Source organism: Mesorhizobium sp. M8A.F.Ca.ET.165.01.1.1, from assembly GCF_004792065.1.
Lineage (GTDB): Bacteria > Pseudomonadota > Alphaproteobacteria > Rhizobiales > Rhizobiaceae > Mesorhizobium.
On sequence record NZ_SRTH01000011.1, the window covers coordinates 41,172 to 67,385 of the forward strand.

Annotated in this window: 24 protein-coding genes and 1 tRNA gene; 4 read left to right on the top strand and 21 right to left on the bottom strand. The window is 60.1% G+C overall.

What is annotated here, in order from left to right; genetic code table 11:
- Window positions 1–13: 13 nt before the first annotated feature.
- Complete coding sequence (locus tag EN808_RS24805) at window positions 14–883, top strand: endonuclease/exonuclease/phosphatase family protein (protein WP_127872162.1); 870 nt, start codon at window positions 14–16, stop codon at window positions 881–883.
- A 200-nt stretch (window positions 884–1,083) separates the two neighbouring features.
- Here the strand turns inward: EN808_RS24805 and EN808_RS24810 are convergent, their stop codons facing one another.
- The 3 genes from EN808_RS24810 to EN808_RS24820 form a co-directional block, all read right to left on the bottom strand.
- Entirely contained in the window at window positions 1,084–1,671 is a 588-nt protein-coding gene (locus EN808_RS24810) for a GNAT family protein (RefSeq protein WP_167531417.1), read from the bottom strand.
- A 120-nt stretch (window positions 1,672–1,791) separates the two neighbouring features.
- Entirely contained in the window at window positions 1,792–2,061 is a 270-nt protein-coding gene (gene rpmA, locus EN808_RS24815) for a 50S ribosomal protein L27 (protein WP_013529063.1), read from the bottom strand.
- A 98-nt stretch (window positions 2,062–2,159) separates the two neighbouring features.
- Window positions 2,160–2,828, bottom strand: a complete 669-nt coding sequence (locus EN808_RS24820) for a 50S ribosomal protein L21 (RefSeq protein WP_135863263.1) — start codon at window positions 2,826–2,828, stop codon at window positions 2,160–2,162.
- A 333-nt stretch (window positions 2,829–3,161) separates the two neighbouring features.
- On the opposite strand from EN808_RS24820, the gene EN808_RS24825 reads away from it, so the two are divergent.
- Both EN808_RS24825 and EN808_RS24830 read left to right on the top strand, forming a co-directional pair.
- A tRNA-Ser gene (locus EN808_RS24825) sits at window positions 3,162–3,251 on the top strand.
- Window positions 3,252–3,365: 114 nt separating this feature from the next.
- The gene (locus EN808_RS24830; RefSeq protein WP_126057794.1) at window positions 3,366–4,688 is read left to right on the top strand and encodes an integrase; all 1,323 of its coding nucleotides are present in this window, start codon (window positions 3,366–3,368) and stop codon (window positions 4,686–4,688) included.
- Window positions 4,689–6,142: 1,454 nt separating this feature from the next.
- Here the strand turns inward: EN808_RS24830 and EN808_RS37125 are convergent.
- From EN808_RS37125 to EN808_RS24890, 13 genes are all read right to left on the bottom strand, one after another.
- Window positions 6,143–6,808, bottom strand: a complete 666-nt coding sequence (locus EN808_RS37125) for an EAL domain-containing protein (RefSeq protein ID WP_245454739.1) — start codon at window positions 6,806–6,808, stop codon at window positions 6,143–6,145.
- A complete protein-coding gene (locus EN808_RS37130) occupies window positions 6,802–7,965 on the bottom strand; it encodes a GGDEF domain-containing protein (RefSeq protein ID WP_245455339.1) in 1,164 nt (387 codons plus the stop codon). The genes EN808_RS37125 and EN808_RS37130 overlap by 7 nt, the downstream gene beginning before the upstream one ends.
- 254 nt (window positions 7,966–8,219) lie before the next feature.
- Window positions 8,220–9,401: a 5-demethoxyubiquinol-8 5-hydroxylase UbiM gene (ubiM, locus tag EN808_RS24840; protein ID WP_185928959.1), complete on the bottom strand. Its 1,182-nt coding sequence runs from the start codon at window positions 9,399–9,401 to the stop codon at window positions 8,220–8,222.
- 280 nt (window positions 9,402–9,681) lie between these two features.
- Window positions 9,682–9,957, bottom strand: a complete 276-nt coding sequence (locus tag EN808_RS24845) for a hypothetical protein (protein WP_126063931.1) — start codon at window positions 9,955–9,957, stop codon at window positions 9,682–9,684.
- A 681-nt stretch (window positions 9,958–10,638) separates the two neighbouring features.
- Entirely contained in the window at window positions 10,639–10,794 is a 156-nt protein-coding gene (gene ccoS, locus EN808_RS24850; RefSeq protein WP_081714250.1) for a cbb3-type cytochrome oxidase assembly protein CcoS, read from the bottom strand.
- Between the two features lie 5 nt (window positions 10,795–10,799).
- Entirely contained in the window at window positions 10,800–13,073 is a 2,274-nt protein-coding gene (locus EN808_RS24855; RefSeq protein ID WP_126059322.1) for a cation-translocating P-type ATPase, read from the bottom strand.
- Complete coding sequence (locus EN808_RS24860; protein WP_126057792.1) at window positions 13,070–13,567, bottom strand: FixH family protein; 498 nt, start codon at window positions 13,565–13,567, stop codon at window positions 13,070–13,072. Before EN808_RS24860 ends, EN808_RS24855 begins: the two co-directional genes overlap by 4 nt.
- Window positions 13,564–15,123: a cytochrome c oxidase accessory protein CcoG gene (gene ccoG / locus EN808_RS24865; RefSeq protein WP_126057791.1), complete on the bottom strand. Its 1,560-nt coding sequence runs from the start codon at window positions 15,121–15,123 to the stop codon at window positions 13,564–13,566. Before ccoG ends, EN808_RS24860 begins: the two co-directional genes overlap by 4 nt.
- A gap of 166 nt (window positions 15,124–15,289) precedes the next feature.
- The gene (gene ccoP / locus EN808_RS24870; protein ID WP_126057790.1) at window positions 15,290–16,153 is read right to left on the bottom strand and encodes a cytochrome-c oxidase, cbb3-type subunit III; all 864 of its coding nucleotides are present in this window, start codon (window positions 16,151–16,153) and stop codon (window positions 15,290–15,292) included.
- 2 nt (window positions 16,154–16,155) lie between these two features.
- Window positions 16,156–16,305, bottom strand: a complete 150-nt coding sequence (locus EN808_RS24875; RefSeq protein ID WP_024502864.1) for a cbb3-type cytochrome c oxidase subunit 3 — start codon at window positions 16,303–16,305, stop codon at window positions 16,156–16,158.
- Window positions 16,306–16,316: 11 nt separating this feature from the next.
- A complete protein-coding gene (ccoO, locus tag EN808_RS24880) occupies window positions 16,317–17,048 on the bottom strand; it encodes a cytochrome-c oxidase, cbb3-type subunit II (protein ID WP_126057789.1) in 732 nt (243 codons plus the stop codon).
- On the bottom strand, window positions 17,048–18,667 hold the full coding sequence (gene ccoN, locus EN808_RS24885; protein ID WP_126057788.1) for a cytochrome-c oxidase, cbb3-type subunit I: 1,620 nt from the start codon (window positions 18,665–18,667) through the stop codon (window positions 17,048–17,050). Before ccoN ends, ccoO begins: the two co-directional genes overlap by 1 nt.
- Window positions 18,668–19,163: 496 nt before the next feature.
- Window positions 19,164–19,907: a Crp/Fnr family transcriptional regulator gene (locus EN808_RS24890; RefSeq protein WP_126057787.1), complete on the bottom strand. Its 744-nt coding sequence runs from the start codon at window positions 19,905–19,907 to the stop codon at window positions 19,164–19,166.
- 152 nt (window positions 19,908–20,059) lie between these two features.
- Here EN808_RS24890 and hemN point away from each other — a divergent pair, with 152 nt between their 5' ends.
- Window positions 20,060–21,409 carry an oxygen-independent coproporphyrinogen III oxidase gene (gene hemN / locus EN808_RS24895; RefSeq protein WP_126059321.1) on the top strand — a complete coding sequence of 450 codons (1,350 nt, stop codon included), beginning with the start codon at window positions 20,060–20,062 and terminating at the stop codon, window positions 21,407–21,409.
- Between the two features lie 235 nt (window positions 21,410–21,644).
- On the opposite strand, the gene EN808_RS24900 is transcribed toward hemN, so the two are convergent.
- Genes EN808_RS24900 through trbL form a run of 5 tightly spaced genes read right to left on the bottom strand, consistent with a single transcriptional unit; the run spans window position 21,645 to window position 26,192 of the window.
- On the bottom strand, window positions 21,645–21,887 hold the full coding sequence (locus tag EN808_RS24900) for a DUF2274 domain-containing protein (RefSeq protein ID WP_126057786.1): 243 nt from the start codon (window positions 21,885–21,887) through the stop codon (window positions 21,645–21,647).
- Window positions 21,888–21,899: 12 nt separating this feature from the next.
- Entirely contained in the window at window positions 21,900–23,114 is a 1,215-nt protein-coding gene (locus EN808_RS24905; RefSeq protein WP_126057785.1) for a TrbI/VirB10 family protein, read from the bottom strand.
- On the bottom strand, window positions 23,111–24,136 hold the full coding sequence (gene trbG, locus EN808_RS24910) for a P-type conjugative transfer protein TrbG (protein WP_127232321.1): 1,026 nt from the start codon (window positions 24,134–24,136) through the stop codon (window positions 23,111–23,113). The genes EN808_RS24905 and trbG overlap by 4 nt, the downstream gene beginning before the upstream one ends.
- 1 nt (window position 24,137) lies before the next feature.
- The gene (gene trbF, locus EN808_RS24915; protein ID WP_126063930.1) at window positions 24,138–24,869 is read right to left on the bottom strand and encodes a conjugal transfer protein TrbF; all 732 of its coding nucleotides are present in this window, start codon (window positions 24,867–24,869) and stop codon (window positions 24,138–24,140) included.
- Entirely contained in the window at window positions 24,870–26,192 is a 1,323-nt protein-coding gene (gene trbL / locus EN808_RS24920) for a P-type conjugative transfer protein TrbL (RefSeq protein WP_126057783.1), read from the bottom strand.
- Window positions 26,193–26,214 lie beyond the last annotated feature (22 nt).

Here is a 26,214-nt window from a genome sequence, read left to right on the forward strand (position 1 = left end):
CGGAGATGTCGGAATGAAGCTTGTAACCTACAACATCCAGTACGGCATCGGTCTCGATGGGCGCTACGATGTCGGGCGCATCGCCGATGCCGTGCGCGGCGCCGACGTGATCGCGCTGCAGGAGGTCACCCGCAACAATCCCAGGAACGGCGGCCGCGACATGGTCGCCGAGATCGGCGAGGCGCTGCCCGATTATTTCGCCGTCTATGGCAGCAATTTCGAGGCCAATATCGGCTCGCGCATCGAGAACGGCCGCGCCATCACCACCACCTTCCAGCTCGGCAACATGGTCCTGTCGAGGACGCCCATTCATCTGTCGCGCAATCTGCTCTTGCCGCGCAGCCGCAGCTTCGAGATGATGAACTTCCAGCGCGGCGCACTCGAAGCGCTGATCGAGACGCCGCTTGGTTTCATCCGCTTCTATTCCATCCATCTCGATCACCGCAGCCCGGTCGAGCGCGCCAGCCAGATTCAGTTCCTGCGCCAGCGCCTGTTGAATTATGCGCTCGAAGGCGGCGCATTGTCCGGCGTCGCCGAGATCGGCCTGCCGGAACTGCCCCATCCGGAAGCCTTTGTCGGCATGGGCGATTTCAACATGCTGGCCGGCTCGCCGGAATATGTCGAACTTGCCGGCCAGCCGGACCATGAATTCGGCATGCCGTTGACCGCCGACTTCGCCGTCGATGCCGCCGTGCGCCTCGATGTCGCCGGCGAGGATCTCGTCTCCTGGGTCGATCCCAAGGACCCCACCAACGCCAGCCGCCACAAGCGCATCGACTATGTCTTCACCAGCGCGTCGCTTGCCCGCTCGCTGAAGCGCCTGTGGGTCGACCGGCAAGCCGTCGGATCCGACCACCGGCCGGTCTGGGTCGAACTGGGCTGAGGCCAAGTCTGGTCCGCAGTTGATCAAGTCTGGTCCGCAGTTGATTTTGTCGTGTTCCGCACCACGCACCGAGATTCAGGTCAGGCCGAGCCGAAGATGATGGCTTCCGAGAACCGGAGCGGAGCGTACTGAAGCACGCGAGCACCGGAAGCGCAGGAAGCCGCCATTCGCAGGCCGGCCTGACCTGAATATCGACGCGCCTAGAAATGGATCCAATTGCGCAGGCTGGTCCACGTCTTCCGGTCCAGCCTGTATCGCTCCACTGGCACCTGGCCGGCGACGATCGAGTTCAGCATGCCCTGGCCGGCATACTGGAAGCCGCACTTGTGGATCACCCGGCGCGAGGCCGGGTTGATGACCCGCGTCGAGGCATGCAGCACCTGGATCGACGTCTTCTGGAAGGCGAGATCGACCAGCGCGTGCGCTGCTTCGGTCGCATAGCCGCGCTTCCAGTGGGGCTCGCCGATCCAGTAGCCGAGCTCCAGTCCGCGATCGGTGGTGTTCAAGCCCGCGCAGCCGACGAAAGTGTCGGTGCCGGCCAGCGTCAGCGCATAGGCGATGCCGGCGCGGCGCGCCTTGGTCATGGCGAGGAAGGCACGCCCCTCGGCTTCGCCATAGGGGTGCGGCATGCGGGCCAGCATTTCGGCGACGTGACGGTTGTCGGCAAGCTCGACCAGTTGGGCGATATCCCGCTCCTCGGGAGCGCGCATGACCAGCCGCTCCGTAACCAGCACCGGACAATCTATCGCGTAACTTTCGTCTTCTGAGTCTTCCGCTTCGGCAACCATTTCAACGTCCTCCAGGCAAAAGAAAAAGGGGAGATGGAAACCCATCTCCCCTGATCCTTTTCCTGGCTTTGCCAGACACCGGTTCCCGAGATGGGCGCCGGTGTTCTAGTGCGGAACCGGCTACTCCGCGGCTTTGGCAATCGGGTTGACCGATACGTAGGTTCGGCCGTTGGCTTTTTTGTTGAACGTCACGGCGCCTGTTTCGAGCGCGAAAAGCGTATGGTCCGTGCCCATGCCGACATTGACGCCGGGATGCCAGGTCGTGCCGCGTTGACGAATGATGATGTTGCCCGGGATGACGGCTTCGCCGCCGAACTTCTTCACGCCCAGACGCTTGGAATGCGAGTCGCGACCGTTGCGCGACGAGCCGCCAGCTTTCTTGTGTGCCATCTAACTAACTCCGTTGCGCCGCAAGGCGCCTAAAAGGCCTTATGAACGCGTTCGCGTTCCGTTTCAAGTCCGATCCGGCTGATGTTTCGCCGGAAAAATTACTTCTTCGCCAGTTCCTTGGCCTGTTCGCGCCAGTCCTTGATCTGGTCGGCGCTGAACGGCATGTGCTCGTCGATCTTGGCGACATCCTTGTCGCTGAGCTTGGCGAGCTGCGCGAAGGTGATGATGCCCTGCTCGGCGAGATCCTTGGCGGCGACCGGGCCGATGCCCTTGATCACGGTCAGGTCGTCCGGCTCGCCCTTCGGCGCCTTGAACAGCGGCGCGGCGACGGCCTCGGCCTTCGCCTCTTCCTTGGGGGCGTCCTTCTTGGCCTTGGCTTCCTTCGGCGCGGCCTCGGCAGCAACCTCAGCCTTGGCTTCCGCCTTGACGGGGGCCTTCTTGGCGGGCTTGGCGCCACCCAGCAGGATCTCGGAGATCCGCACGGTGGTCAAAAGCTGGCGATGGCCGATCTTGCGGCGCGAATTCTGGCGGCGGCGCTTCTTGAAAGCGATGACCGTGCGGTTCTTGCCCTGCTCGACGACTTCGGCGGTGACCAGAGCGCCATCGACGAACGGCGCGCCGAACGTGACATTCTCGCCCTCGCCATGCGCGAGCACGTGGCCGATCTCGACGATGTCGCCGACATTGGCTTCGACTTTTTCGATCTTCAGGAGATCGTTGGCGGCAACGCGATACTGCTTACCGCCCGTTTTAATGACTGCGAACATTTTTTGCCTTTCGCTGTTCGGTCGGCCTTGATGAACCGCCTCTGGCGGTTCGTCCGTCTTTTTGTCAGTCTGCGGGTTCAAAAAACAAGCGGCGCGGAAGAACCCTCCACGCCGATTGCGCGCTGTCCCTAACCGAAGGTTGCGTGGGAGTCAAGGCAAACAGCCCGATTCCTCGCCCTGGCGGACCAGCCGACATTGCCTGCCGGGGACGGGCGGCATCGGTCCAGGCAAGGTCCGGGACGGCAAGCTGAATTTCCGGCGGATTTGGCCTTGTAACCTGCCCGATCAGCCGTTATCTAGTGCGCCGCGCCGGCAACGGCGGACCATGACCGCGGAGAGGTGGCAGAGTGGTCGAATGCACCGCACTCGAAATGCGGCATGGGTGCAAGCCCATCGGGGGTTCGAATCCCTCCCTCTCCGCCATTTAGCTTCCATAATAATCGTTTCCTTTCAAAAGCTTCCTTGTTGCGCTTGACCAGCGCGAAGCGAAACTTATCTTAGACTGTGTAACAAACTGTGTAACATTAGAGAAAGATAATGCGACGTTCCGCAGCGCCAAAGCCGCATAAACGTGAAGGCATCTGGTATCTCGTCCGCAGGGTGCCGAAGGAATTCGCGGCGTTTGATCGCCGCTGCCTAGTACGCATTTCCACGGGCGTCGCCGTGGCTGACGATCCCCGCGGTGTACGGGCGCGAGATGCAGTGCAAAGCCTCGGCGCGGGGCTGGAGGCGTATTGGCGTAGACTGCGGGAAGGCCAATCCGCCGAGGCGGGGCTGCGTTTCGAAGCCGCGAGGAAGCGCGCGCGGTCATTTGGATTGGCCTATCGCTCTAACGAGGAACTAGCAGCGGGGCCGCTCGACGAACTCATGGCCCGTATCAAGCTGCTCCTCGACAAAAAATCGATCGAGGACGCGCAGGACGTCTCGGCCGTCATGGGTGGGGAGAAGCGGCCAGCGGTCCGCCTGAGCGGTCTTATCAAGGAATTCGAGACGATCGAGCAACAGAACTTGCTGACCATGTCGCCTAACCAAATCAAGAAATGGCGTAACCCCAAAAAGCGCGCAGTTGCCAATCTGGTTGGAGTCATTGGCGACAAGGAGATCGCAAGCCTCACTCGGGACGACGCAATCGCGTTCCGCGAGTGGTGGCAAAAGCGGATCGTTGAGGATGGACTTGATATCGGTACGGCCAACAAGGACATCGGCCATGTTTCGAAAATGCTGCGCGTCGTCGATCTGACTCACCAGCTCAAGCTGGAGCCGGTTTTTCGAAACCTGCGTCTTTCCGGCGCCGTCCCCGGGCAACGCGCTGCGTTCACAGCGGAGTTCATTCAGGAGAAGATACTCGCTGAAGGCGCGCTCGACGGACTCAATGACGAAGCCCGCCATCTAATCTATGTGATTGCCGATACCGGACTCAGGCTTTCTGAAGCGGCAAACCTCACCACCGAAACAATCCACCTCGATCAAGAAATCCCGCATGTGCGGGTGCGCCCCAATGGCCGTCGCTTGAAGACCGGTCATTCAGCCCGTGACATTCCCTTGGTTGGCGGCGCACTTGCAGCCATCAAGCTCCATCCGGACGGCTTTCCTCGTTATCGCGACAAGGCCGCGTCACTTTCAGCGCTCGTCAACAAGGTGCTCGCCAGCAAGGAACTTCTGCCGACTTCCGAGCATAGTCTTTATAGCCTGCGACACACTTTCGAGGACCGGCTGACGGCAGTTGAGGCGCCGGAGAAGGTAATTGCTTCTCTGATGGGCCACAAATGGATCCGGCCCAAATACGGCGCGGGACCTTCGTTAGCGCAAAAGCGCGAGTGGCTTCAAAAAATCGCTTTTACCCCGCCCGGGCGAATGTGATTGCGGCGCCATCCAGGCCTTGAGAACCAACCTCACGGCTCCAGCTGTCCGAGCCATTTAGGTTGAGCGTGGCCAGCACGCGCTGCGCTCGCTCGCGATTTCCGAGCTTCCGCCGCATTTGTTCGACCTCGTATTCCAGCCTTTCGAAGGTCGGTATATAGGCATCTCCATGCCGGATGACCAAGTAGGCGGCAACAGCTAGACAGCATTCTAGCTCCGTGGCCGATGGATCGGAAAAAGGGGCGACGCCATACCAAGACGAGCAACGCCTCTCGAGGGCTTCCGAACTAGGCAAACGGCCAGCATGTGGCATGGGATACAAACCTATGCCTGATCGACGAACCTAAAGTGCTCACGAAGCTTGACCGGTACGCGGGCCATCGGAGGGTTCTGCCTAAAACCGCCAAAAATTTTGAAACACCCATTCATCCGGCTCGAATTCAAAGGGATCGGCGATTTTTGGGTTATGGCTTGCAAGCATAGTTCAGCCCAGACAAGAACGCCTGATATCTTGTCGTTCACTGTCACCCTGCCAAATATGGTGCCGGTGACAACGGCAGTTTGGCGAGCAGAAGAATTCCCGAGACTGAGACGTTCTACGGCTTGGCCCATGTTCGCGCTCCTCCTCGATTGGAGACAGGATGGGCCATATGGAAGCGAATAAAAGGAGGTTGGTGACGAGTCTCGGTAGTGGAGTAGAAACGGGTGGAAAAGCTTGCGCTATTCGCCGTCGGCGCCGCTAAGCGCATTTGAGAGAAGGGGCAACGATCGCCAAGAGATGACGTCCGATCGCAAGCCGGCTAGAAATGCGACAGTGACGCGCCTTTTTTGGCACGACCTTAGCACCCGATCGGGCCTCAGCTGGTCGTCGTTGCGCAGCCGATCGGGTGCGATTTTTATAAAGCTCTCTTGGCTTTAGCTTTGAGAGCCCGTCATCGAGACAAATGCAAGGGAACGGTCCCGCCCCCTGGGGACATTCGACATGCCGTGGCAGCTTCCTATGGTGAGCCAGCGCATTCCGATACACGTTTTCCGCGCTCTACCGTTGCTCCAGCACCTGTGCTGAGGCTGAGCGCTTGATCAGGACCCGACCGCTGCTGTTGCGGGATGGTGACTGGGTTGAGGTCGCGAAAACCTTGACCGCGGGTACGTTGTTCATCCAGATGAGCGCTGAGCCGAGAAGCAGCCAAGAACGCTTCCCGTAATCGAATCCTACGGGAACCGCGAAACCAGCGTCCAAGGGACGCAATTCTCCGACGTCGTTCACTCAAGCTCATCTCGCAACTTGAACGCTTGTATGAAGCCGCTGCATGTGCGCCGGTGGACCGGATTGCTGCTATCCAAACCACGTGCTCAGTTTCGCCCCCGTAATAACTCTACCGTCCGAAACGGCTTTCGCGCGTCAGGTCCACCCCACATGAAAGTTCCGCGAGCAGCACGGACGGAGAGGCCGGTCACAACTCCTTCGCGTGCTCTTTTACTACCGAATCAAGTGCCAAATGGAGAGGCACTGCCTTAGAGAACAGGAAGCCCTGCGCGGTTCTGCAGCCAAGCTTGTACAGAGTTTGCCGATCTGCCTCTGTTTCAACGCCCTCGGCCATGACCTCGATCCCGAGCGTCCTACCAAGGTCAATCACCGCTTTGACAAGCAGCCGATTCTCCCGGGACTTGGCTAAGCCGCGAATGAAGCCCTGATCTATTTTCACTTTCCTGATCCGACTGTCCTTGAGCGATGCCAACGTCGAAAAACCGGTGCCGAAGTCCTCGAGCGCGATAGAAATGCCAGCATGTGAAAGCTGGCCGAGCTTTTCATCCACTCTGTCCGGATCCACTGGGGCTTCTTCGGTAATCTCGATGTCGAACATCGTTGCAGGGAGGTCTTTTGCCGCCAGACCATTAAGAATCATCTCGTCAATATCGCCAGCTTCCAACTCGCGCGGTGAAACATTCATCGCCACACGAACATCACGACGGTCAGCTTTGACCAAGCCCTCGATAAGAGCGCAACAGTCGGCGAATACCGTTTGAGTTAGCAGCTGAAGCATTCCAGTTTCGCGTGCCGCTGTCATGATCTCGGGCGGAGAAATGGGACCGTGAAGCGGGTGAGACCATCTTAGCAAGGCTTCAAAACCGACGACGCTTCAGTTTCGAGTCTTACGATTGGCTGAAACCAAGCGACCAAGCTTCTCATCGTTATCGCCGAATGAAGATCGCGTTCGATTGACTGGCGGCGTTGCAGTTCCCGGGCTAGCTCGGCACCGAACAGACAAAATTCATTCCTGCCGCGGCGCTTAGCTGTGTAAAGGGCGATGTCGGCCCGCAACAACATTTCCGTCAGTCCGGGGTTTTCAGCCAAGTAGATTCCTATAGACGCTCCAATGCGGACGGATGCGATCCCAGGATAGGGGCGAGCAAGCTTGGCTATGAGATTGGACGCGAGATTGGTGGGAGAAGGAGAATTCTTTCGCGAAGAAAAAACCAGCACGAATTCATCCCCACCGATGCGGGCGAGCGTTGAGCCCTCCGGTGCTTCTTCCTCTATTCGGCGGGCGATCCTGGCAAGCAGCTCGTCACCCGTTCTGTGACCGTAGGTACCGTTGACAGATTTGAACCCGTCCAGATCAATCAGCATGGCCACAAAGGGTCCATCGGTGTTCTCAAACTGATCGATTGCATGTTCGAGGCCCCGCCTGTTGAGGAGCGCGGTAAGATGGTCCTCCCTGGAATTGCGCTCCATTTCCGCGGCAAGCCGCTCGGCTTGATGTCTCAGGCGGCTCGCGTCACGGAAGCGCGCTTGTCCAACGAACGAGGATCGAACCAGGCCGCCCTCGAAAAGCAGGACGGCAAAAGCCAGAATGTAGTTTTCCGGGGCTCCCTTCGTCAGCAAACATGCGGCGGCAATGAGGAGTGGCGGTGTGATGAAGCATATCGCTGCCGCAGCATATGAGCTGCCGTACGTGACCGCGCCAGCTGAAATGCCCGCCAGAATTATTAGATGCAGCGATGCTTGAGACGTCGTGTATCCAGCCGTTAGGATGGCAAGGAATGACCAGGTGAATCCCGCCAGAAGAGCAAGCCTGCCAAACCAGCGAAGCCGCAGCCAAACCCGTGTCAGATCATCCTGGACTCCGGGTTCCTTCAGCTGATGACGGGCGAGTGCAAGGCGGGCGGCATTTATCGCATTAACGACCGAAAACCAGGCCGCGCCAGCAAGACCGTTCCCGGAAAGGGCCTGCACGGTCAAAATCAGCCCGGACAGCACAATGCTTATCGGCATTGAGACGAAAAGGCCTGCCCTCAGATCAGCGAGCTGGTCCTGAAGGATTCTCGCCTCCAGCGGATCTTCTTTTCCAAGGCTGGACGGGTCAGCTTGCTTACTCCTGCTTGTCCGCAGCCTATGCAGCCCCCCTGAAGGACGGGTTAATTCTTCAATCGGAGATCAGCGTCGGGGAGCAGGATTACTCCGGTGCATCATGCACTCTCTCCCATCGCTCGCCCAGCACGCGCAAAAATGCGACTGCTGGTGCAGTATCACCGCTGGAGCTCCGCCGATATCCCATGCCGGACAAGGGGAACATGTTGGGCAAAGCGAAGCCCCAGATGCCTTGCAAGCCGTGCCGCCAGGTGGTCTCTGGAGTAGAGTCCAATCAATATGTTCGTTGCATGGTAGAGCGGCGCCGCCGACAGGCGCAGCCGCCTTTCGTATATATGCAGCATGTCGGGGTCGCCAACATTGCGGCCGTCGCGGCACGCAGTCATGATTCCACGGGCGAGTTGCTTCTGGCTGCTGAGACCGATGTTGAATCCGTGAGCGGTCACCGGGTGCATGCCGATGGCAGCGTCGCCGATGAGTGCGGCGCTCGGCGCCCGGAATTTGTGCGCCCAGGTCGTGACCAGCGGATAGGTGTGGCGCTTGCTTGCCAAGGTCATTTTTCCAAGGCGCCCTCGACACCGTTTCGTCAACTCCGACAGGAACAAATCATCATCGAAGGCAAGCAGTCTATAGGCCTCGTTTGAGCGCAATGTGAGCAGCAGCGACGACATGCCCTCCGCGAGGGGCAACATCGCTATCGTCTGATGGTGATCGAACCATTCGATGGCGATCTGGTGGTGGGCGCGCTCGTGCCTCACTCGGCAAATCAGCATCGAGTGGCCAAGCCGGTTGATATCGGCGCCGATGCCTAGCAGATCACGCGTGGCGGACAAACGCGAATCCGCGGCAACAACCAGCCGAGCAGTTAAACGCGCGCCATTAGAGAGCGTTACGACTGCTCCTTCTTGGCTGTTTGTTGCATCGACGACCGAGTGGCCGCACAACAGCCGGGCGCGATCCTGCAAGCGGACGATTTTGAACAGCGCCTCGCGGATCCGGCAATTTGGAACCAAAACCCCCAGCGGTTCTCCAGAGTTGCTGGGAGGATCGAAACGAAGAGCGAATGCGCTCGAGCCGTTGAGCACGCGCGCGCCTTGAAGTGCTGATTTGTCCGAAGCCGGGATGACATCCCAGGCGCCGAGCTCGCGAAGGGTTCTGATCGAAGCGTTGGTCAGCGCGATTTCGCGACCATCGAAAGCCGGATTCGCCAGACTATCGAATGTGTTCTGTTCAACAACTGCCACCTTGAGTTCGCTTTGGGCAAGCGACGCAGCGAACGAAAGGCCGACCGGGCCGGCTCCAACGACAACGATGTCAAAATTATCGTCAGAGCCCATCAGCGTGCCGCCATCCGGTCGCCTATCCTCGTGTAACGGTGGAACTGAGCCGAGTGACATGAGCTCCGTGGCCGCCGCATTGCCTAAAGGCGCTGGGCCGGGAGATTCGCATCGATCGGCAACGAAGCACTCAAAGCGCTCAGAGGTGGATGCGGCTAACCGATCCCGCCCTTTGGCCGCGCAGCCGCGCAGATCGCCGCCAGCAAGCGAGACACTCGCGACGCTGGTCAGCCACGGCCGCGCCGCATCGATCGCCACATTCCACCTGGAACCCTTGCGCATACTACTCACGCTCCACGACGTCGAAGCGGGCTCTCTTGCGAGGGTATCGAACGTAGCGCTCTCTCTCGTCATCCCAGCCAAGGTAGCGGAAACTTTTATCCACGACCGCGCATATCTCATCAAGAACCTGCTGCATGGCTTCGATGTCGATGTCCTTGCAATTCAGTCGCCGATAGAGCAAAGCCCACGCGGCGACATAGTCGTCGAAATAGCGCGCGTCACTCGAACCAATGATCAACTTCGGACGGTTGATCGATCTCGAAAACGCACGTCCCAACCCCGATGATGCTCCGCAGCACGTTGACATCACGAGGATCTTCGGCGCTGGATGCGAGCCCTGGAACATTTCTACGAAGTCAGCCCAAAGAAGGCCACTTTCGACGCACACAACCCATCAAAGGCGAAAGCTGTTGATCGGCCCCCGTGTCCGCGCAGCCACGCGGATGGTCAGCCAGCAAGCGAGATACACACGACGCCGGTCAGCTAATGGCTGCGCCGTAAGCACAAGGCATGGCCGACCACACGACAGAAAACCCAGAACCGTGAAGGTGCTGATAATGACGACCAATCTTTCCGTAAGTCATGCATTTCTCCGTCGAAGACTGGTCAATAGAACACACCGATGAGTATGACCCTGATCTGGATCAGCCAGACATGACCAATCGGCACTGGCGGTTCACGGTCAGGTGATCGACCGTGACGTTCCACTTTGGAACCCGTGCGCACATGGCCAAGCTCTCGTCCGGCCACGCGAGGTACTCTCGTGGCATCAGCCGCCTCATACTGGGTGCAATGGGAGGCAGTCCTTCGCACGACAGAGGCTTTTCACAAATGTAGTGTGCAGCTTAGGTCAAGATGGTCATGGAGCATGGAGCATGGAGCATGGACAGCTTGTTCCCGACCGAGCCGGCTCGACTGACGAGCGCGATCCGCGCATCTTATGCACAGCGGATTGAAATCAGCGTTCCGGTTTGTCGTCCCGATCAATTAGTATCCGCTCGGCGGCTCCGTCGAGATCTTCGTATTGACCGCTTCGCAATGCCCAGACGAAGCCGGACACACCCAGTGCACCCAGAAAAAGGGCCACTGGTATGAGATAGAGCAACGTCGTCACGAGGATTATGCCGAATAGCTGACTGCGGAGCGTCCGACTTTTTGAATAACTTGCAGCGTCGCATTCGCCCCGAAGCCGTGCAAGCGCAATGCGTTTCCAATAACAAGCACCGATGAGGCAGACATGGCAATCGCCGCTAACAAAGGCGTGGCGTGCCCGAGGATGGCGATTGGTACTGCCACCGCATTGTAGACGATCGCAATCGCGATGTTCTGGCGGATCAGGTGTCCCGCCTTGCGCGAGACGTCCAGCGCGAGAGGCACTGCCAGAAGGCTTTCGCGCAGGAATACGAAGTCGGCGGCATTGCGGCCAATGTCGGCGGCGGTAGCTGGAGCGATCGAGACATGCGCCGCGCTGAGCGCCGGCGTGTCGTTGAGGCCGTCGCCAACCATCAGAACCTTGTGTCCGTCTTTCGCCAGGGTCTCGATGCGCTCGACCTTGCCGGATGGCAGCAGGCACGGAACGAAGTCCTTGACACCCAGCATTTCTGCGACTTCACCGCAGGCACCCGCAGTATCGCCCGACAGCATTTCCACTGACACCCCGGCATGGCTCAATTGCCCGATCGCCGCCTTGGCGTCTGCGCGCAGCGCGTCCTCAAAATCGAAGGTCGCGACAATGAACCCGTCTTTTGTCAGCACGGTTCCGCCATGTTTGCCTTCACCACCGGTCCGGGCTCTCCATCCAGCCCATCCGCGTCGGCCTAGCCGCCAGGTGCTTCCGGCTCCAGTGGCTTCGATTCCAAACCCTGGATGCTCGGTGACGGCATCAAATTTGTACTGCCCGCCGGGATGGGCAAAACCGGCTATGGCCTTTGAAAAAGGATGGCGGGAATGCGTAGCCATGTCTCCCGCGACTGCCAGCATGGCCGGATCGATCGACGATGCATTGACCAGCCGGGGCTGGCCGAGCGTGAGCGTTCCGGTCTTGTCGAACACCGCTGTATCAATCGTCGCCAGGCGCTCCATGGCAGAACCGTCCTTTACCATGATGCCGTTCTCAAACAGGCGCCGCGCGGCGACCACCTGAACGATCGGTACGGCGAGGCCGAGCGCGCACGGGCAGGTGATGATCAGAACGGCAATGGCGATGGTTATCGCCCGGTGCCAGTCGCCGGTCACCGCCATCCAGCCAAGGAACGTCGCGAAGGCTGTGAGATGAACCACCGGGGCATAGAGCGCTGAAACGCGATCGGCGATCCGGCGATAATGCGCGCGGCCGCCCTCTGCGGCTTCCATAAGACGAACCATTTCCGCCAGAAACGAATCCTTCGCGGCGGCTGTCGCCTCAATCGTCAGCGGGCCGGTAAGATTGAGCACGCCGGCCTGAACTGCTTCGCCCGGCGCCACGTTTTTCGGCGTGCTTTCGCCTGAGGCCAGCGAGCAGTCGAGATCCGACGTTCCCTGGATGATCTTGCCGTCGACGGGGATCCTCTCACCGGCTGCGATCAACAACCGCATGCCTGGTTCGATCTCGCCGACCGGCAAATAGTCGCGCGCGCCGTCGCTGCGCAGCACCATGGCGCCATGTGCGGCCAACTGGGACAGGCCTTTCACAGCGGTCCGGGCACGTTCGCGCATCACGTGATCCAACGTGCGGCCGATCAACAGGAAGAACAGCAGCGATACCGACGCGTCAAAATAGGCGTGATCGCCATGGTTGATCGTCTCGTAGAGGCTCATGGCGTAGGCGAGCGAAACACCGACCGCGATCGGCACGTCCATATTCATGCGGCCATGGCGCAAAGCATTCCAGGCCGAACGGAAGAAGATGCCGCCGGCGAAGGCGAGGGCAGGAATGGCGATCAGCGCCGAGACCCAGTGAAACAGGTCGCGGGTAGCACCTTCGGCGCCGGACCAGACCGAGACCGAAAGCAGCATGATGTTGCCCGCCGCAAAGCCGGCAACCGCGACCGCGCGGATCAAATCCGATAACGTCCTGTCCTTGTCGCCGACCTCGGAAGGGAAGAGATGCGCCTGGTAGCCTAGCCGCCCAAGCGCGACGACGAACGGTGGGACCTCGTCACCACGCCACCGGACAGAGACCCGTTTCGTCGACAGGTTGACGCGGGCGCTCTCGACGCGATCGAGCTTTCCCAGCGCCGTCTCGATCGTCTGGATGCAGCCTGCGCAATGAACCGTCGGTACTGAAAGATCGGTCTGGTGAAGATCATCGCCAAGCGATCGGCTCGCCAGCCTGATCTCCTGGCTGGACGGCAGGACCGATCCGGTGTTGACCAGATCAAGCGCCATTTCGGCGCCCGGTGCACAACAACTCATTGCAGCGCTCCATTGGAAATCATGATCCGGCGGACGTCGCGATACGGTTTGTCCAGACCGGCGTCGGCGTCGACTTCGACAATCCAGACGCCGTCCTTCGGCATGTGCTGGGCTGCGAATTCCTGGCCCGAGGCGGGTGCGAGGGTGACCGACTTGTCCTCCTTCTCGTACGCGGGATGGCGAAACAGCACCTTGACGCCGTGCAAGGGAACCGGCTTGCCGGCGACGTCGGCGAGGCCATAGCGAACTTCGCCCCATGCGATGGTCAGCTTGCCGGTCCAGCCAAGTGCTGCCTGCGCCCGTCCTTCCTCGGCCTTCTTGTTGAATTGCTGGCTCGCCACATAGGTGTTTTCGACGACGAGGCCAGTCCAGCTTGTGCTGGCGAGCGTTGCCATGGTCAGATTGACTGCGATGACCACGCCGAAAAAGGCCAGGATGATGACCAGCATGTGCCTGCCGGTGAATTCACGAGGCTTTTGTACATTGGCAGTCATCTGAGGGGCTCCGGCGCGTTGAAGGTGGCGGTGTACTCGTTCGACTCAAAGCTGGCTCTGTCCTCGACGCGGAACTTGAAGGTCTGTGCCGGAGCGCGGATCTGGTCCGCCGGCTGGCGAACGAAGACCCTCAGCATTTTCAGGCGGTCGGGTTCGACCGGAATGGCGAAGGAACGGCCTGCGGGGATGTCGTCGCCGACGACGACCATGTCAGCGCCTTCAAGGCCCTGCATGGTTACGACGATCGTCCTCGGCTCGGGGATCATGTTGAGCAGCTTGACGGTATAGCCATTGCGGATGGATCCGTCGGTCAGCGTGACGAACTGGGGATTGCGATCATGCAATACGTTCAGTTCGAGCCGATCGCGCGTCAGCAGCGAATAGAGCAGGCCGAGGCCGATCAGCGACCACAAGCCCATGTAGACGTAGGTGCGCGGCCGAAAGATCTTGCGGATGTGAAAATGCGCCACCTTGTCGGAGAACAGGCCATCAGCGGTCCTGATCAGCGATGGATTGACTGAGCTGGACCCGCCTGCAGTCGCCAGCATCATGTTGGCGTTGTAGTCGGAGAGCGTCGCATAGGCGATCAGCCCACGCTCCTTGCCGAGCTTGTCCATGACGCCGTCACAGGCGTCGATGCAGAGCGCGCAAGTGATGCATTCGAGCTGCTGGCCGTCGCGAATGTCTATCCCCATCGGGCAGACCGCGACACAGGCATTGCAGTCGACGCAGTCGCCCACGGGCTGGCCTGCGGCCAGCACCTTCTTGGCGTGGCGCGAACGCGGTTCGCCGCGCCAGTCATTGTAGGTGACAGTGAGGGAATTTTCATCGAGCATGGCCGCCTGGATGCGGGGCCACGGGCACATATAGGTGCAGACCTGTTCGCGCATCAGACCGCCGAACGTGTAGGTGGTAGCCGTCAGGACGGCGACAGTGATGTAGGCGACGGGCGCCGCAGTGCCGGTGAAGAGCTCGCCGAGCAGCGTCGGTGCATCGGCAAAGTAGAAGATCCAGGCGCCGCCAGTCGCCGCCCCTATGACCAGCCAGATGGTGTGCTTGGACACACGCAGCATGAGCTTGCGCGCGGTCCAGGGACCTGCGTCAAGTTTCATGCGGGCGTTGCGGTCCCCCTCGATCGCACGTTCGACGACGAGGAACAGATCGACCCACACCGTCTGAGGGCATGCATAGCCGCACCAGGCACGGCCGACAGTCGAGGTGATCAGGAAAAGACCGACGCCCGCCATGACCAGGAGGCCGGCCACATAGAAGAATTCCTGGGGCCATATCTCGATGAAGAAGAAGTAGAAGCGCCGGTTCGCGAGATCGAGCAGGACTGCCTGGTCCGGGGCAAATGGACCGCGAGCCCAAGGCAGCCACGCAGCCAGGTAGTAGATGCCAAGTGTGATCGTCATCACCAGCCATTTGAAGCGACGAAAGTTGCCCGAGGCGCGCTTCGGAAAGATCTTTTGACGCGCGGCATAAAGCGGCTTGCGGGTTTTGGCGGAATTGACAGTTTCTGTTTCGAGCCGTGTCAACTGCGTCTTATCACGCATGTGCAACTCCACTTTCCCAGCCAATGTCAGGGGCACCTGTCGTAAAGCCTCGCGGTAGGATAGCCTTGCCGGGTTGTGCAGATCGCATTAGGGATGGTGTCGAGGCCCGGCTCACGCCGGGCCTCGTCCGCTTGGCAGGGGGGACCGAAGAATAGGACTTCCATTCCTATTCTCCGCCGCCAAGCGAATGGACATAAACTGCAAGTTCCTTGACCTTGATCTCGCCGAGACGGCCAACCCAGGCCGGCATGACGCCCTGTTTTGGCGCACGGACCTGTGCGGCGATGGCTGTCTCACCGGATCCATAGAGCCAGATCGCATCGGTCAGGTCGGGGGCGCCGAATTCCCTGTTGCCTTTTGCATTGTCGCCGTGACAGGCGACGCAGTTCTCGGCAAAGACCTTGGCGCCGGGTTGGATCAGACTTGCATCGCGGACCTTGCCGGAAAGGCTGGCCACGTAGGCGCTGACTTGTGCGATCTGGTCGGCGGTAATGATGTCGCCGAAGGCCGGCATTTCCGACAGGCGCGTGTCCGGATCGGATGCGAAGCGGATGCCGTGCGTAATCGTCTGCTGGATCTGCTCGGCCTTGCCGCCCCATAGCCAGTCGTCGTCGTTGAGATTGGGAAAGCCCTTGGAACCTTGGGCGCCGGAGCCGTGACATTGTACGCAATTGACCTTGAAAGCGGCGCCACCGGCGGCGATTGCGAATTCGCGCAGGCCGTCGTCCGCGGAGATCTCCGAGACGCTCTTGGACTCCACCGCCGAGATATATTTGCCCTTGGCGGCCTCAGCCGCAGTCAGCTCGTTCCTGACCTCGTTGCGGCTGGAATAGCCGAGCACACCCTTCGTCGCCGAGTGCAACAGAGGCCATGCTGGATAGGCGATGGTGTAGCCTATCGCCCAGACAATGGTGACGTAAAAGGTGATAACCCACCATCTGGGAAGCGGGTTGTTTAGCTCCCGGATGCCATCCCATTCGTGGCCGGTGGTCGAGACGCCAGAGATTTCATCGATATGCTCGTCGCTCATGATCACTCGTCCTCGAGCGGAATGCGGGCCGCTTCGTCGGCCAGCCTTCGGCTGCCGGGGCGTAGGGCAAAGGCGATGCACCCCACGAAGAACAGCGCCATCGCAACCAGGCCCCAGCTGTCGGCAAACGCCCGCATCAAATTGTAGGTCATCAGCGTTCTCCTCAGCGGTAGCCGGCGGCTTCGTCGTAATTTTTGAAGTCGACCAGTGTGCCAAGCATCTGCAGGTAGGCGAGCAGGGCATCCATTTCGGTGACCTGTTGCGGGTTGCCGTCGAAGTCGCCGATCTTGGCTTTTGGGTAACGCGCCTCAAGGCCTGATGTGTCGGCATTGGGATCGGCCTGCGCCGCCAGATCCGCATTGGCGTGGACGATCATGTCATCGGTGTAAGGGACGGCTACAAGCCTGTTGGCGACCAGATGCGTTGAGAAATCCTTCACGTCGATCGGCGTGTCTTTCAGGAACCCATAGCTCGGCATGATCGATTCCGGCACCACCGAGCGCGGGTCGGTAAGATGCGCGACATGCCATGCATTCGAGTAGCGGTCGCCAACTCTGGCGAGATCCGGCCCGGTGCGCTTCGATCCCCACTGGAAGGGGTGATCGTACATGGACTCGGCAGCTAGGCTGTAGTGGCCATAGCGCTCAACTTCGTCGCGGAACGGCCTGATCATCTGGCTATGACAGAGGTAGCAGCCCTCGCGCATATAGATGTTGCGCCCGACAAGTTCGAGCGGCGAATAGGGGCGCATGCCTTCCACCTTCTCGATCGTATTGTCGAGATAGAAGAGAGGCGCGATCTCGACGATGCCGCCGACCGTCACCACGAGCAGCGAGCCAACGAGAAGAAGCGTGGCGTTCTTCTCGATGATTGCGTGTTTGTCCATCAAGCCCATTACCTGGCTCCTGATCGCGCAGGTCGGATGGCGACGGGGCTCGGCATCGGCTCCTCCTCGCGCTGGTGGCCGAGGATGGTCCTGGTGATGTTCCAGGCCATGATCAGCGCGCCGGAGAGGTACATGGCCCCACCGATGGCGCGCATGACATAGTAGGGGTGCATGGCGGCGACGGTCTCGGCGAAGGAGTAGACCAGGAAGCCCTGCTCGTCGTATTCGCGCCACATCAGGCCCTGCATGACGCCGGATACCCACATCACCGCGGCGTAGACAACGATACCAAGTGTCGCCAGCCAGAAATGCCAGGTGACCAGCCGCAACGAGTAGAGCCGTTGCCGGTTCCAGAGCTTCGGCACCATGTAGTAGATTGCGCCGAACGAGATCATGCCAACCCAGCCGAGCGCGCCCGAATGGACGTGGCCGATCGTCCAGTCGGTATAATGCGACAGCGAATTGACCGCCCGGATCGCCATGATGGGGCCTTCGAAGGTCGACATGCCATAGAAGGCGACGGCCATCACCATCATGCGTATGATCGGATCGGTGCGCAGCTTGTCCCAGGCGCCGGACAGCGTCATCAGGCCGTTGATCATGCCGCCCCAGGACGGCATCCACAGCATGATCGAGAACACCATGCCGAGCGTCTGCGCCCAATCGGGCAAGGCGGTGTAGTGCAGGTGATGCGGCCCGGCCCAGATGTAGAGAAAGATGATCGCCCAGAAATGGACGATCGACAGCCGGTACGAATAGACTGGCCGGTTCGCCTGCTTGGGCACGAAATAATACATCATGCCGAGGAAGCCGGCGGTGAGAAAGAAGCCGACCGCGTTGTGGCCGTACCACCATTGCGTCAAGGCGTCCTGGACCCCTGAAAAGGCGGAGTAGCTCTTGGAGCCCAGGAACGAGACTGGTATGGACAGGTTGTTGACCACATGCAGCATCGCGATGGTGACGATGAACGACAGGTAGAACCAGTTGGCCACGTAGATATGCGGTTCCTTGCGCTTCAGGATCGTGCCAAGGAACAGAATGAGGTAGGCGACCCAGACGATGGTCAGCCAGACATCCACATACCATTCGGGTTCGGCGTACTCGCGGCCCTCGGTGATGCCGAGCAGGTAGCCGGTCGCGGCCATGACGATGAACAGCTGGTAGCCCCAGAAGACGAACCAGGCCAGATCACGGCCGAAGAGGCGGGCGCGGCAGGTGCGCTGCACGACATACAGAGACGTGCAAAGCAGCGCGTTGCCGCCGAAGGCGAAGACGACACCGGATGTGTGCAACGGCCGCAAACGACCGAAATTGAACCAGGGCTGGATGTTGAGATCGGGGTAGGCGAGCTGCAGCGCGATCACCACGCCGACCAGCATGCCGACGACACCCCAGAACACGGTGGCGATCGCGCCGTAGCGGATCGGACCATCCATGTAAGCGGATGGGTCAATCGGAGCTGCTGGCTTGAACTCCGTGTTGCGCAACAGGATCGCAGTGAAACCAGCCACTGCGAAGAACAACACCCACATGTGTCGGCGGAAAGGTTCATCCACGCCGAAGCCGGCGGCCACCAGGGCCGCAAAAGCGAACACGCTTAGAAGGACGATCTCTGTGCCGAATTTCATTGCAGATCCCGATCTCGAATCTGGTGGATGCCAAATCCGCAGCGCACTAATCGCGCAGCCGCCGCCCCCTCGCCCTGATCTATGTCAGGCCGCAAGATTTTGTGTCGGCGGCGCAATCAGCAGGTGGCGAATGAACGAGGAACGCAGCGCGGGCTCACCCCCCTCATGGAAGGCGTTCCCTGGGTTGGGCGGGCGCAGACGCGATCGCTGAGGCGAAAGCTGAGGCCCTGCGCGCGTTGGATGCTATTGCCGATGCCCTGCCAAACGTTGTTCGGATCCCATTGGAAACGAACGCGATCGTTCCGCCGAGCCGTGGCAGATTAAGGACCATGCTTCGCCGGTATGTGCCGAAACACACCTGGCGATTGGTCACGTTCCTATCAAAGCCCGAAAGCTGTTTGTCTCGACCGTGACGCCGCTTCGTCGAAGGCGCGGCAACATCGCATTAAAAGGCAAACACGGCCCGCCCCGGAGTCATGCGACATGGCCTCGCCGCTTAGGGCCGCTCGCGTCCGCCGCCACAGCGCTTCTCCAGACGGCTTATGCTGTCCACCGTCACATGGCGTGCGTTCTCAATCCGAATCACCCCGTCAGCCCGCAATCGCGTCAGTTGGCGGCTCACGGTCTCGTTGGTGATTCCAAGGAAATCAGACATTTCGACACGCGTCAGCGGCAGATCGAAGGACGCCGACCCGGAAGCCGCATCGAGACTGGAATCGATATTCCGGGCCATCATGAGGAGAAAAGTCGCTACCTTTTCCGGAGCTGTCTTGCGCCCCAGCGTCACCATCCACTCGCGCGCCTCATCGAGTTCATTCAGCGTCTGTTTGAGCAGGCGATGCTCGAATTCCCGTGACGCCTTCATCATCCGTTCGACGGCCGCTCGCGGAAACGAACACAGCGTGACTGCTGTTGCCGCTTCCGCATTGATCGAGCTTTCCACCTTGAAAGGACGTCCCAGAAAATCCGGTGCAAACTGGAGACCGACGATCTGCTGGCGCCCATCCGACAGGCTCTTTGATAGCTTTACAACGCCTGAAAGCACGTTGGAGTAGCTGTCGACGTTCTGTGCCTCGCCGGTCAACTCCATTCCTGACTCGATCCGGCGACGCGAGCAAGTCTTGGCGAGCCCAACCAAATTGTCTGGATCGAGCGCACCGCAGACACCGCGACGCCGTGCCTCGCAAGGGAAGCAAAGAACAGGAATGCCGGAACTATGAATGTCTTGCCGAAAGGTCATGCGTTCGCCTTACCCGATCCTAACTGCCGGCAGGATACCCATCCAGGGTAGAGAAATCCTGCGGCGGTTTGTCCATGAGCGCGGCTGATCGAGATCAGGGTCTGCTTCAGCGATGCGTGCAGTGTTCCGGCGGGCAACACGGTGAACGCGAGATGCAATCGGAAATAGCTGTCAAACTCAGCGAGAACGTCCCACGCTACACCAGCTATCCGACGGCGCCGCATTTCCATTCGGGGATCGATGCTGCCATTTACCGTGGCTGGTTGGAGACGCTGGAAAGCGGCGACGAAATCTCGCTGTACCTGCACATTCCTTACTGCGACAAGCTCTGCTGGTTCTGCGCCTGCCACACCAAGCAGACGCACCAATATGAGCCGGTGGCCGCTTATCTGCGCTCGCTGAATGCCGAAATCGTCACGATTGCCGGTCTGCTGAGCGGCAAGGCACATGTCCGTGCAATCCACTTCGGTGGCGGTTCGCCAACTATTCTGAGGCCCGATGATATGGTTGCTCTTGGAGCGGCCTTGCGGGACAGCTTCGACTTTCTCCCGGATGCTACGGTCAGCATCGAAATCGAAACCAACGACATGGACAAGGCGCGCCTTGATGCACTTGCTCAAATCGGCGTAACCCGGGCGAGCCTCGGCGTGCAGGATTTCGATCCGCAAGTGCAAAAAGCAATTAATCGTGAGCAGAGTTTTTTGCAGACCAAGGCAGTCGTCGACGGGGTTCGTTCGCGGGGCGTCGAATCGGTCAATCTGGACCTGCTCTACGGGCTCCCGAATCAGACACGCGAGACGATCTGTTCCACGGTGGCGCAGGCACTGACCTTGGAGCCAGACCGGATGGCCCTGTTCGGCTACGCACATGTGCCCTGGTTCAAGAAGCATCAGACGATGATCGACGAGGCATGGCTGCCGAGTCCCACTGAGCGTTTCGCCCAATCTCAACTCGCGGCGCGGGCAATTGTCGCCAAGGGATATGAGGCAATAGGACTCGATCATTTCGCGAAGCCCGACGATGCGCTGGCCATAGCGGCCCGCGCAGGGGTTTTGCATCGCAATTTTCAGGGCTACACTGAGGATCGCTGCCCGACACTGATCGGACTTGGCCCTTCGTCCATCGGTCGTTTTCGCCAAGGCTACGTGCAAAACATGGCTTCGACTGCCGGGTACGGGCGCATGGTTGCGGATGGCGGGTTGGCTGCCGTCCGCGGCGTTGCCCTTTCCGACGACGATCGCGTCCGTGGCTGGATCATCGAGCGGCTGATGTGTGATTTTGCCTTCTCGGCAGTCGATCTGGTGGAGCGGTTCGGCAAAGCCGGCGAGCAGCTCCTTCATCGCTCGAGGTCCATCGCACTCCACGATCCTGCCCGAGCGCTTGAATTCGATGGTGACAGTTTCCTCGTACGGACTGAAAGTCGCCCCTTCATTCGAACCATCGCGGCCAAGTTCGATACATATTTCAAAGGGGGAACGGCGAGGCACTCGGTGGCGGTCTGAGCAAAGCACAGTGCGCTCGCCGTTTGGTCGATCGGCGAACCAGCTGCGTTCGTTTTGACCGCTCATAGGCGACTACCGCATCAAATCGAAAATGCAAACTTAGGCTGTTGCGCGGTATCTCCTTCCACATCCTCTCTTGCGCATACCTACATTCCAAGGGGTTTGATCCTATGCTTCGCGAGGAGCAGGTAGGTCGCGACAGCTAGGCAATGTTCCAGCTGCCCTAGCGGAGGAGTCACGATTTTCCGGCAAGCTCCGTCGGCAGACGTTCTTTTCTGGCCCTGGCAAAGGCTCGGTCGCCTTCCAGAAACGCCGCCAGCATGAAAGGGATGAGTTCTGCCACGGTTTCAGACTGACCATAGGTCTGACGGTAAAGTGCAGCATACTCCTTGAGTGTTTGGCTCAGCTCCGCGCTGACGGTAATGGTGATCTTCGAAGCTGTTCGGTCCGGAAGTTTTCCAAGTTTCAGGTCAGCCATGATAACTCCTGCTCAACTGGCGTATGGCCGCAGCACGATGTCCTTGTGCACGATGACGCGCAGTGGCCAACCTGGGCGGACGACGATGGTGGGCTGGATATTGAGGTTTTTTTCGGTGATGCGCTGGCCGGCTCGACTGGCGTTCTGCTGGGCTGATTCCCGGATCGCCTTGACCAGATCGCTCTCGTTTTCGCCGAGGCTGAATTCTGTGCCGACACCGAGCAATGTGGCAAGCGCCACTCCCTTGATCATCTGCCAAGTGTGGAAATCGACTTTGTCTTCCAGCCCTGCGTAGCCGGCGGTGTCGCTCGCGGGCAGATTGTCGATTTCGGCCGACGAGCCGTCGGGCAGCAGAATGCGCTGCCAGACCAGCAGCGCTCGCTTTTGCCCGAACGCGACGACGCTGTCGTAGACGCCGATAAGACGTGAGCCCTGCGGAATCAGCAATATGTTGCCCGTGACCGTGTCGTGCACATTTTCGGTGACTTGCGCGACGACAAGGCCCGGCAAATCGGAATTGATGCCGGTGATCAGGCTGGCGGCAATCACGCTGCCAGCCATCAGTTGATATGGCGAGATCGGCGTCTGAAGCGCATGCGGATTGTAGATCCCGCCAGTGCTCCGCTGGCTGAGAAAATCAAGCTTTCGCTGCTGATTGTTCTGGTCGCCTTCCGCCGCCGCCACCGAGGCTGACGCGCGTCCTGCTTCGGATTGGGGAAGCGCCTCAAATGGATGCTGAGCAGTTTGCACGCTCTCTCCGACATCTGTCTGTTGAGCTCGATTTTCGACGCGGAAAAGCACCCGCGATTCACGCGCTTCGATCGCCTGCTGCGCTAGACGCTGCTCCTCGGCCGAGATGTCTTGGCCCGGCACGATGCCGAGCTGGCGCTGCCGCTCGAGGATGGGGCGGCCGAGGTCGCCCGGCAAAGGTAGCCCAAGGACGGGAGGCTTTGGCTTCATGCCGGAATAGTCATGGGGAAGCGTATCGAGTCCCTCGGCGGTTGGTTTGCGCTCAGTGTTGTAGAGATCTTCCGCCTGATCCCTGATGCGAAGGGCCGGCCCCTGGAGGGCGATCATGGTAACGCCGAAGACAGCGCCGGATCCGAGCGCTGCGATAGCGATGATCACACCGCGCCTGAACCGCACCACGCGGCGGGGAGAGGCCCGAAGCTGCAGTTCCTCGGGATCCAGTTTCGGCGGGATGCCAGAGCGGGAATTTTCGATCATGAGCCCTCACCTCGCCGGCTGCCGCGAAAGAGCGAGATCCGCCGTTGCGGTTGCCTGCCGTCAATCCTGCTGATGCGGATCACCTGCTGCCGCTTGGTGCCGAGGCGAAGTTCGGCCGCGGCGAAGAGCCGATCGACGATGTAATAGTTGCCGCGCACGCGATAGTTGACGAGCTCGCTGCTCCCATCTGCGCCGACGATGAAGAGTGGTGGCGCCTCGCCCTGATCTATGCGACGAGGGAACTCAATATAGACCTTGCTGCCGTCGTCGAAGGCTCGCGTCGGTCTCCAGGGCGGTGTGTCGCCACTGATTGAGTAGCGAAAGCGAAGGTTTTCGAGCGCGATGTTCGACGCGACCGGTGTAACTGCCTCGGCTTGAGCATTGCGCTGGCGAAGCGCGATGATCTGGTCTTGGCTGTAGGTCCAGGAGATTGCCGCCATTGCGGTCTTCTCGGTGCTTTGAAGCTGCAAATGATAGGTCCGCCGGTCCGTCGTAATGACGACATTGGTGGCAAGACCCGGCGCGAAGGGTTTTACCAGAACATGGGTGCGCTGATTGTCACCGGTGCCGCTTGCGGTATCGCCAATGACCCAGCGCACGGTGTCGCCAGCCGACACGGCGGTTAGTTTCTCGCCCGGCTGCAGAGCGATGTCGGTCACGCGCTCCGGCGCGGCATAGAGTTGATAAAGCGCGCCATCGGTGAAGGGGTAGACTTGCACTGCATTAACATACCCGTACTTGGTGGGTTGCTGGGTCGCGGCTTTGTTGGCATCAGCGACGCGTTCTTCAGGAGGGCGCTTGTCCTCGGCCTTGCCGGGCTCGGGCTGCATTTGGCCAGGCAGCGGCAGTGGTTTTGGCACCTCGACAATTCTAATCGGCCTCTCCGGCGCTTTTTCGATCGCGGCCGGTTTGAAGTCGGCAGCGTCATAGGAAATCTCAGGCGGCGGCACCTTCTTCGATGCACAAGCGGAAACGACCGCTGCCGACACCGATAGGATCAGCACGGCACGAATCGGTGACATTTTACCTTTCATTGGTGGACTCCGTCGGAGAAAGGGGGGCTGGGACGGCGCTGTCGAGCTCGCGTGACCAGTCAATGGCATTGATGAAGACGCCGAGCGGATTCTTGCGCAGCTGATCCGTATTGCTTGGCGAGCGGATCACGATCGTGAGGATCGCAGTCCAGCGCATCGTGCTGGCAAGGCTTCCGCGCTCAAACACCTGCTCGGTCCATTTGACCTGGAATGAACTTTCGGAGGCTCTGACCACGCTGGTGACCTGTACCGAAACACTGCGCGTTCCGATCTGACCGAAGGGGTCGTTCGCCTTGGCGTATTCGTTGAGGAAGAGCGCTGCGCGATCGCTAGCAAAGTCGTACGCTGCCAACCAGTTCTGCCGAACCAAAACCGGATCGGTGGAAACGGAACGGACATTCTGGATGAAGCGGCCGAGATGCCAGGCGATCTGAGCATCCGAGGGCTCATAATTCCGGACCGCCGGCGCGACGGCGCGCGTCTCGCCGAAGCCATCGACCTCGACGACATAAGGCACGACACGGCTTTGCATCGACTGCCATACGAGTCCGCCGGAAAGCCCGGTCGCCAAGGCCAGGCAGCCAAGGGCCATGATCCGCCAGTTCCTGGCCTGCAGTCGAGATGAGCCGATGCGCTCGTCCCACAGTTGGGCGGCTTTTTGATACGGCGTGACCGGTTCGGGTGTTTTGCCGTAACGGTGCACGGGTCGCTTGAAGAGCATCTAGTCATCCTTGTCGTTGAGAGAGGGGTTGGCGCTGCCTCCCGGCCGGTCTCCGTCTCGGACAGCTTGCATGGCAGCGTGGCGATTTGCCCGGGCGGTCTGTTCAGAACGTAGGCGCCTTGCCCACGTCGGCGCCGAAACAGTGGCCGAACCGGCAGAGCGTTCGGTCATTGACGCTGTCGGCGCGCCGCCGGTCGCGGTCCACGCGGCATCGCGCCCGGCATCGGCGTTGCGCCCAACACTTGCAGTGGCGGATCGCGCTATGCGTATAGCGGCGCCGCCAGCTGCACTGGTTACACCATGCATTCCAGCAGCCACACCGGAGAGGCCAGCGTCGGGCGAGGTTGCGCGCCCGATCTGCCATGACGTGGAAGCAGCCGATCCCATTGTTGTGCCGGCTCGGATGGCGGCGAGACCGCCGCTGGTTGCCATACGCGCGCCAGCAAATGCTGTGCCTCCAGCAACGAGTGATACACCCGCTGCCGCCGCGGTCGTGCCGAGGGCGGCGCCCGCCCCAAGCTGCGGTGCGCCTGAGACAAGACCCGACGCGATCCCCGGCCCAAAAATGCCAAGGCCAAGCAGTGCCAGTGCGCCCAGTACCTGGGACATGGCACCGGCAAGATCCGGCTCCTTGCCTTGCAATGCGGAAGCGAACTCCCCGAAGAGCGTGGAGCCGATACCGACAATGACGGCGAGCACCATCACCTTGATGCCTGACGAGATAACATGGCCGAGCACGCGTTCGGCCAGGAACGCTGAACGGTTCCAAAGTGCGAATGGAACCAAAACAAAACCTGCCAGCGTGGTGAGCTTGAACTCTAGGATGGTGATGAAAAGCTGGATGGAAAGGATGAAGAAGGCGATGATAACCAGGAACCAGGCCATCAGCAGCACGAAGATGGTCAGTGCGTTGCCGAAGATTTCCGGGAAGCCCAGGAGCTGACTGGCTTGGTCAAGCATTGGCCAAGCACCTTCGAAACCGGTCGCGGCAATGCGGCCCGGGCGCAAGAGATTGTCTGCCGACAGATTGCCGGCCGACGCCTTAATCCCGAGACCGGCAAAAGAACGATAAACGATATCGGCGAGGTTCTTGAAATTGTTCAGAATGAAGGCGAAGACGCCAACATAGAGCACCTTGCGGACAAGCCGGCCGAGAACGCTGGTTTCGTCGCCGAGCGCCCACGCCAGGCCGGCAAGTGTGATGTCAATGCCGATCAGAATGGTAGTGAGGAAGGCGAGGTCGCCCGATAGCAGACCGAACCCGCTGTCGATGTAGCGGATGAAGGTCTCCATGAAGCGATCGATGACGCCAAGGTCGTTCATGCCGCTGCCTTTCTCGTCGTGA

Coding starts and splice junctions, on each gene's coding strand:
- EN808_RS24805 (WP_127872162.1), top strand. CDS start 14: ATGAAGCTTGTAACCTACAACATCCAGTACGGCATCGGTCTCGATGGG.
- EN808_RS24810 (WP_167531417.1), bottom strand. CDS start 1,671: ATGGTTGCCGAAGCGGAAGACTCAGAAGACGAAAGTTACGCGATAGAT.
- rpmA (WP_013529063.1), bottom strand. CDS start 2,061: ATGGCACACAAGAAAGCTGGCGGCTCGTCGCGCAACGGTCGCGACTCG.
- EN808_RS24820 (WP_135863263.1), bottom strand. CDS start 2,828: ATGTTCGCAGTCATTAAAACGGGCGGTAAGCAGTATCGCGTTGCCGCC.
- EN808_RS24830 (WP_126057794.1), top strand. CDS start 3,366: ATGCGACGTTCCGCAGCGCCAAAGCCGCATAAACGTGAAGGCATCTGG.
- EN808_RS37130 (WP_245455339.1), bottom strand. CDS start 7,965: ATGCCGATAAGCATTGTGCTGTCCGGGCTGATTTTGACCGTGCAGGCC.
- EN808_RS24855 (WP_126059322.1), bottom strand. CDS start 13,073: ATGAGTTGTTGTGCACCGGGCGCCGAAATGGCGCTTGATCTGGTCAAC.
- EN808_RS24860 (WP_126057792.1), bottom strand. CDS start 13,567: ATGACTGCCAATGTACAAAAGCCTCGTGAATTCACCGGCAGGCACATG.
- ccoG (WP_126057791.1), bottom strand. CDS start 15,123: ATGCGTGATAAGACGCAGTTGACACGGCTCGAAACAGAAACTGTCAAT.
- ccoP (WP_126057790.1), bottom strand. CDS start 16,153: ATGAGCGACGAGCATATCGATGAAATCTCTGGCGTCTCGACCACCGGC.
- EN808_RS24875 (WP_024502864.1), bottom strand. CDS start 16,305: ATGACCTACAATTTGATGCGGGCGTTTGCCGACAGCTGGGGCCTGGTT.
- ccoO (WP_126057789.1), bottom strand. CDS start 17,048: ATGGGCTTGATGGACAAACACGCAATCATCGAGAAGAACGCCACGCTT.
- ccoN (WP_126057788.1), bottom strand. CDS start 18,667: ATGAAATTCGGCACAGAGATCGTCCTTCTAAGCGTGTTCGCTTTTGCG.
- EN808_RS24890 (WP_126057787.1), bottom strand. CDS start 19,907: ATGACCTTTCGGCAAGACATTCATAGTTCCGGCATTCCTGTTCTTTGC.
- hemN (WP_126059321.1), top strand. CDS start 20,060: ATGCAATCGGAAATAGCTGTCAAACTCAGCGAGAACGTCCCACGCTAC.
- EN808_RS24900 (WP_126057786.1), bottom strand. CDS start 21,887: ATGGCTGACCTGAAACTTGGAAAACTTCCGGACCGAACAGCTTCGAAG.
- EN808_RS24905 (WP_126057785.1), bottom strand. CDS start 23,114: ATGATCGAAAATTCCCGCTCTGGCATCCCGCCGAAACTGGATCCCGAG.
- trbG (WP_127232321.1), bottom strand. CDS start 24,136: ATGTCACCGATTCGTGCCGTGCTGATCCTATCGGTGTCGGCAGCGGTC.
- trbF (WP_126063930.1), bottom strand. CDS start 24,869: ATGCTCTTCAAGCGACCCGTGCACCGTTACGGCAAAACACCCGAACCG.
- trbL (WP_126057783.1), bottom strand. CDS start 26,192: ATGAACGACCTTGGCGTCATCGATCGCTTCATGGAGACCTTCATCCGC.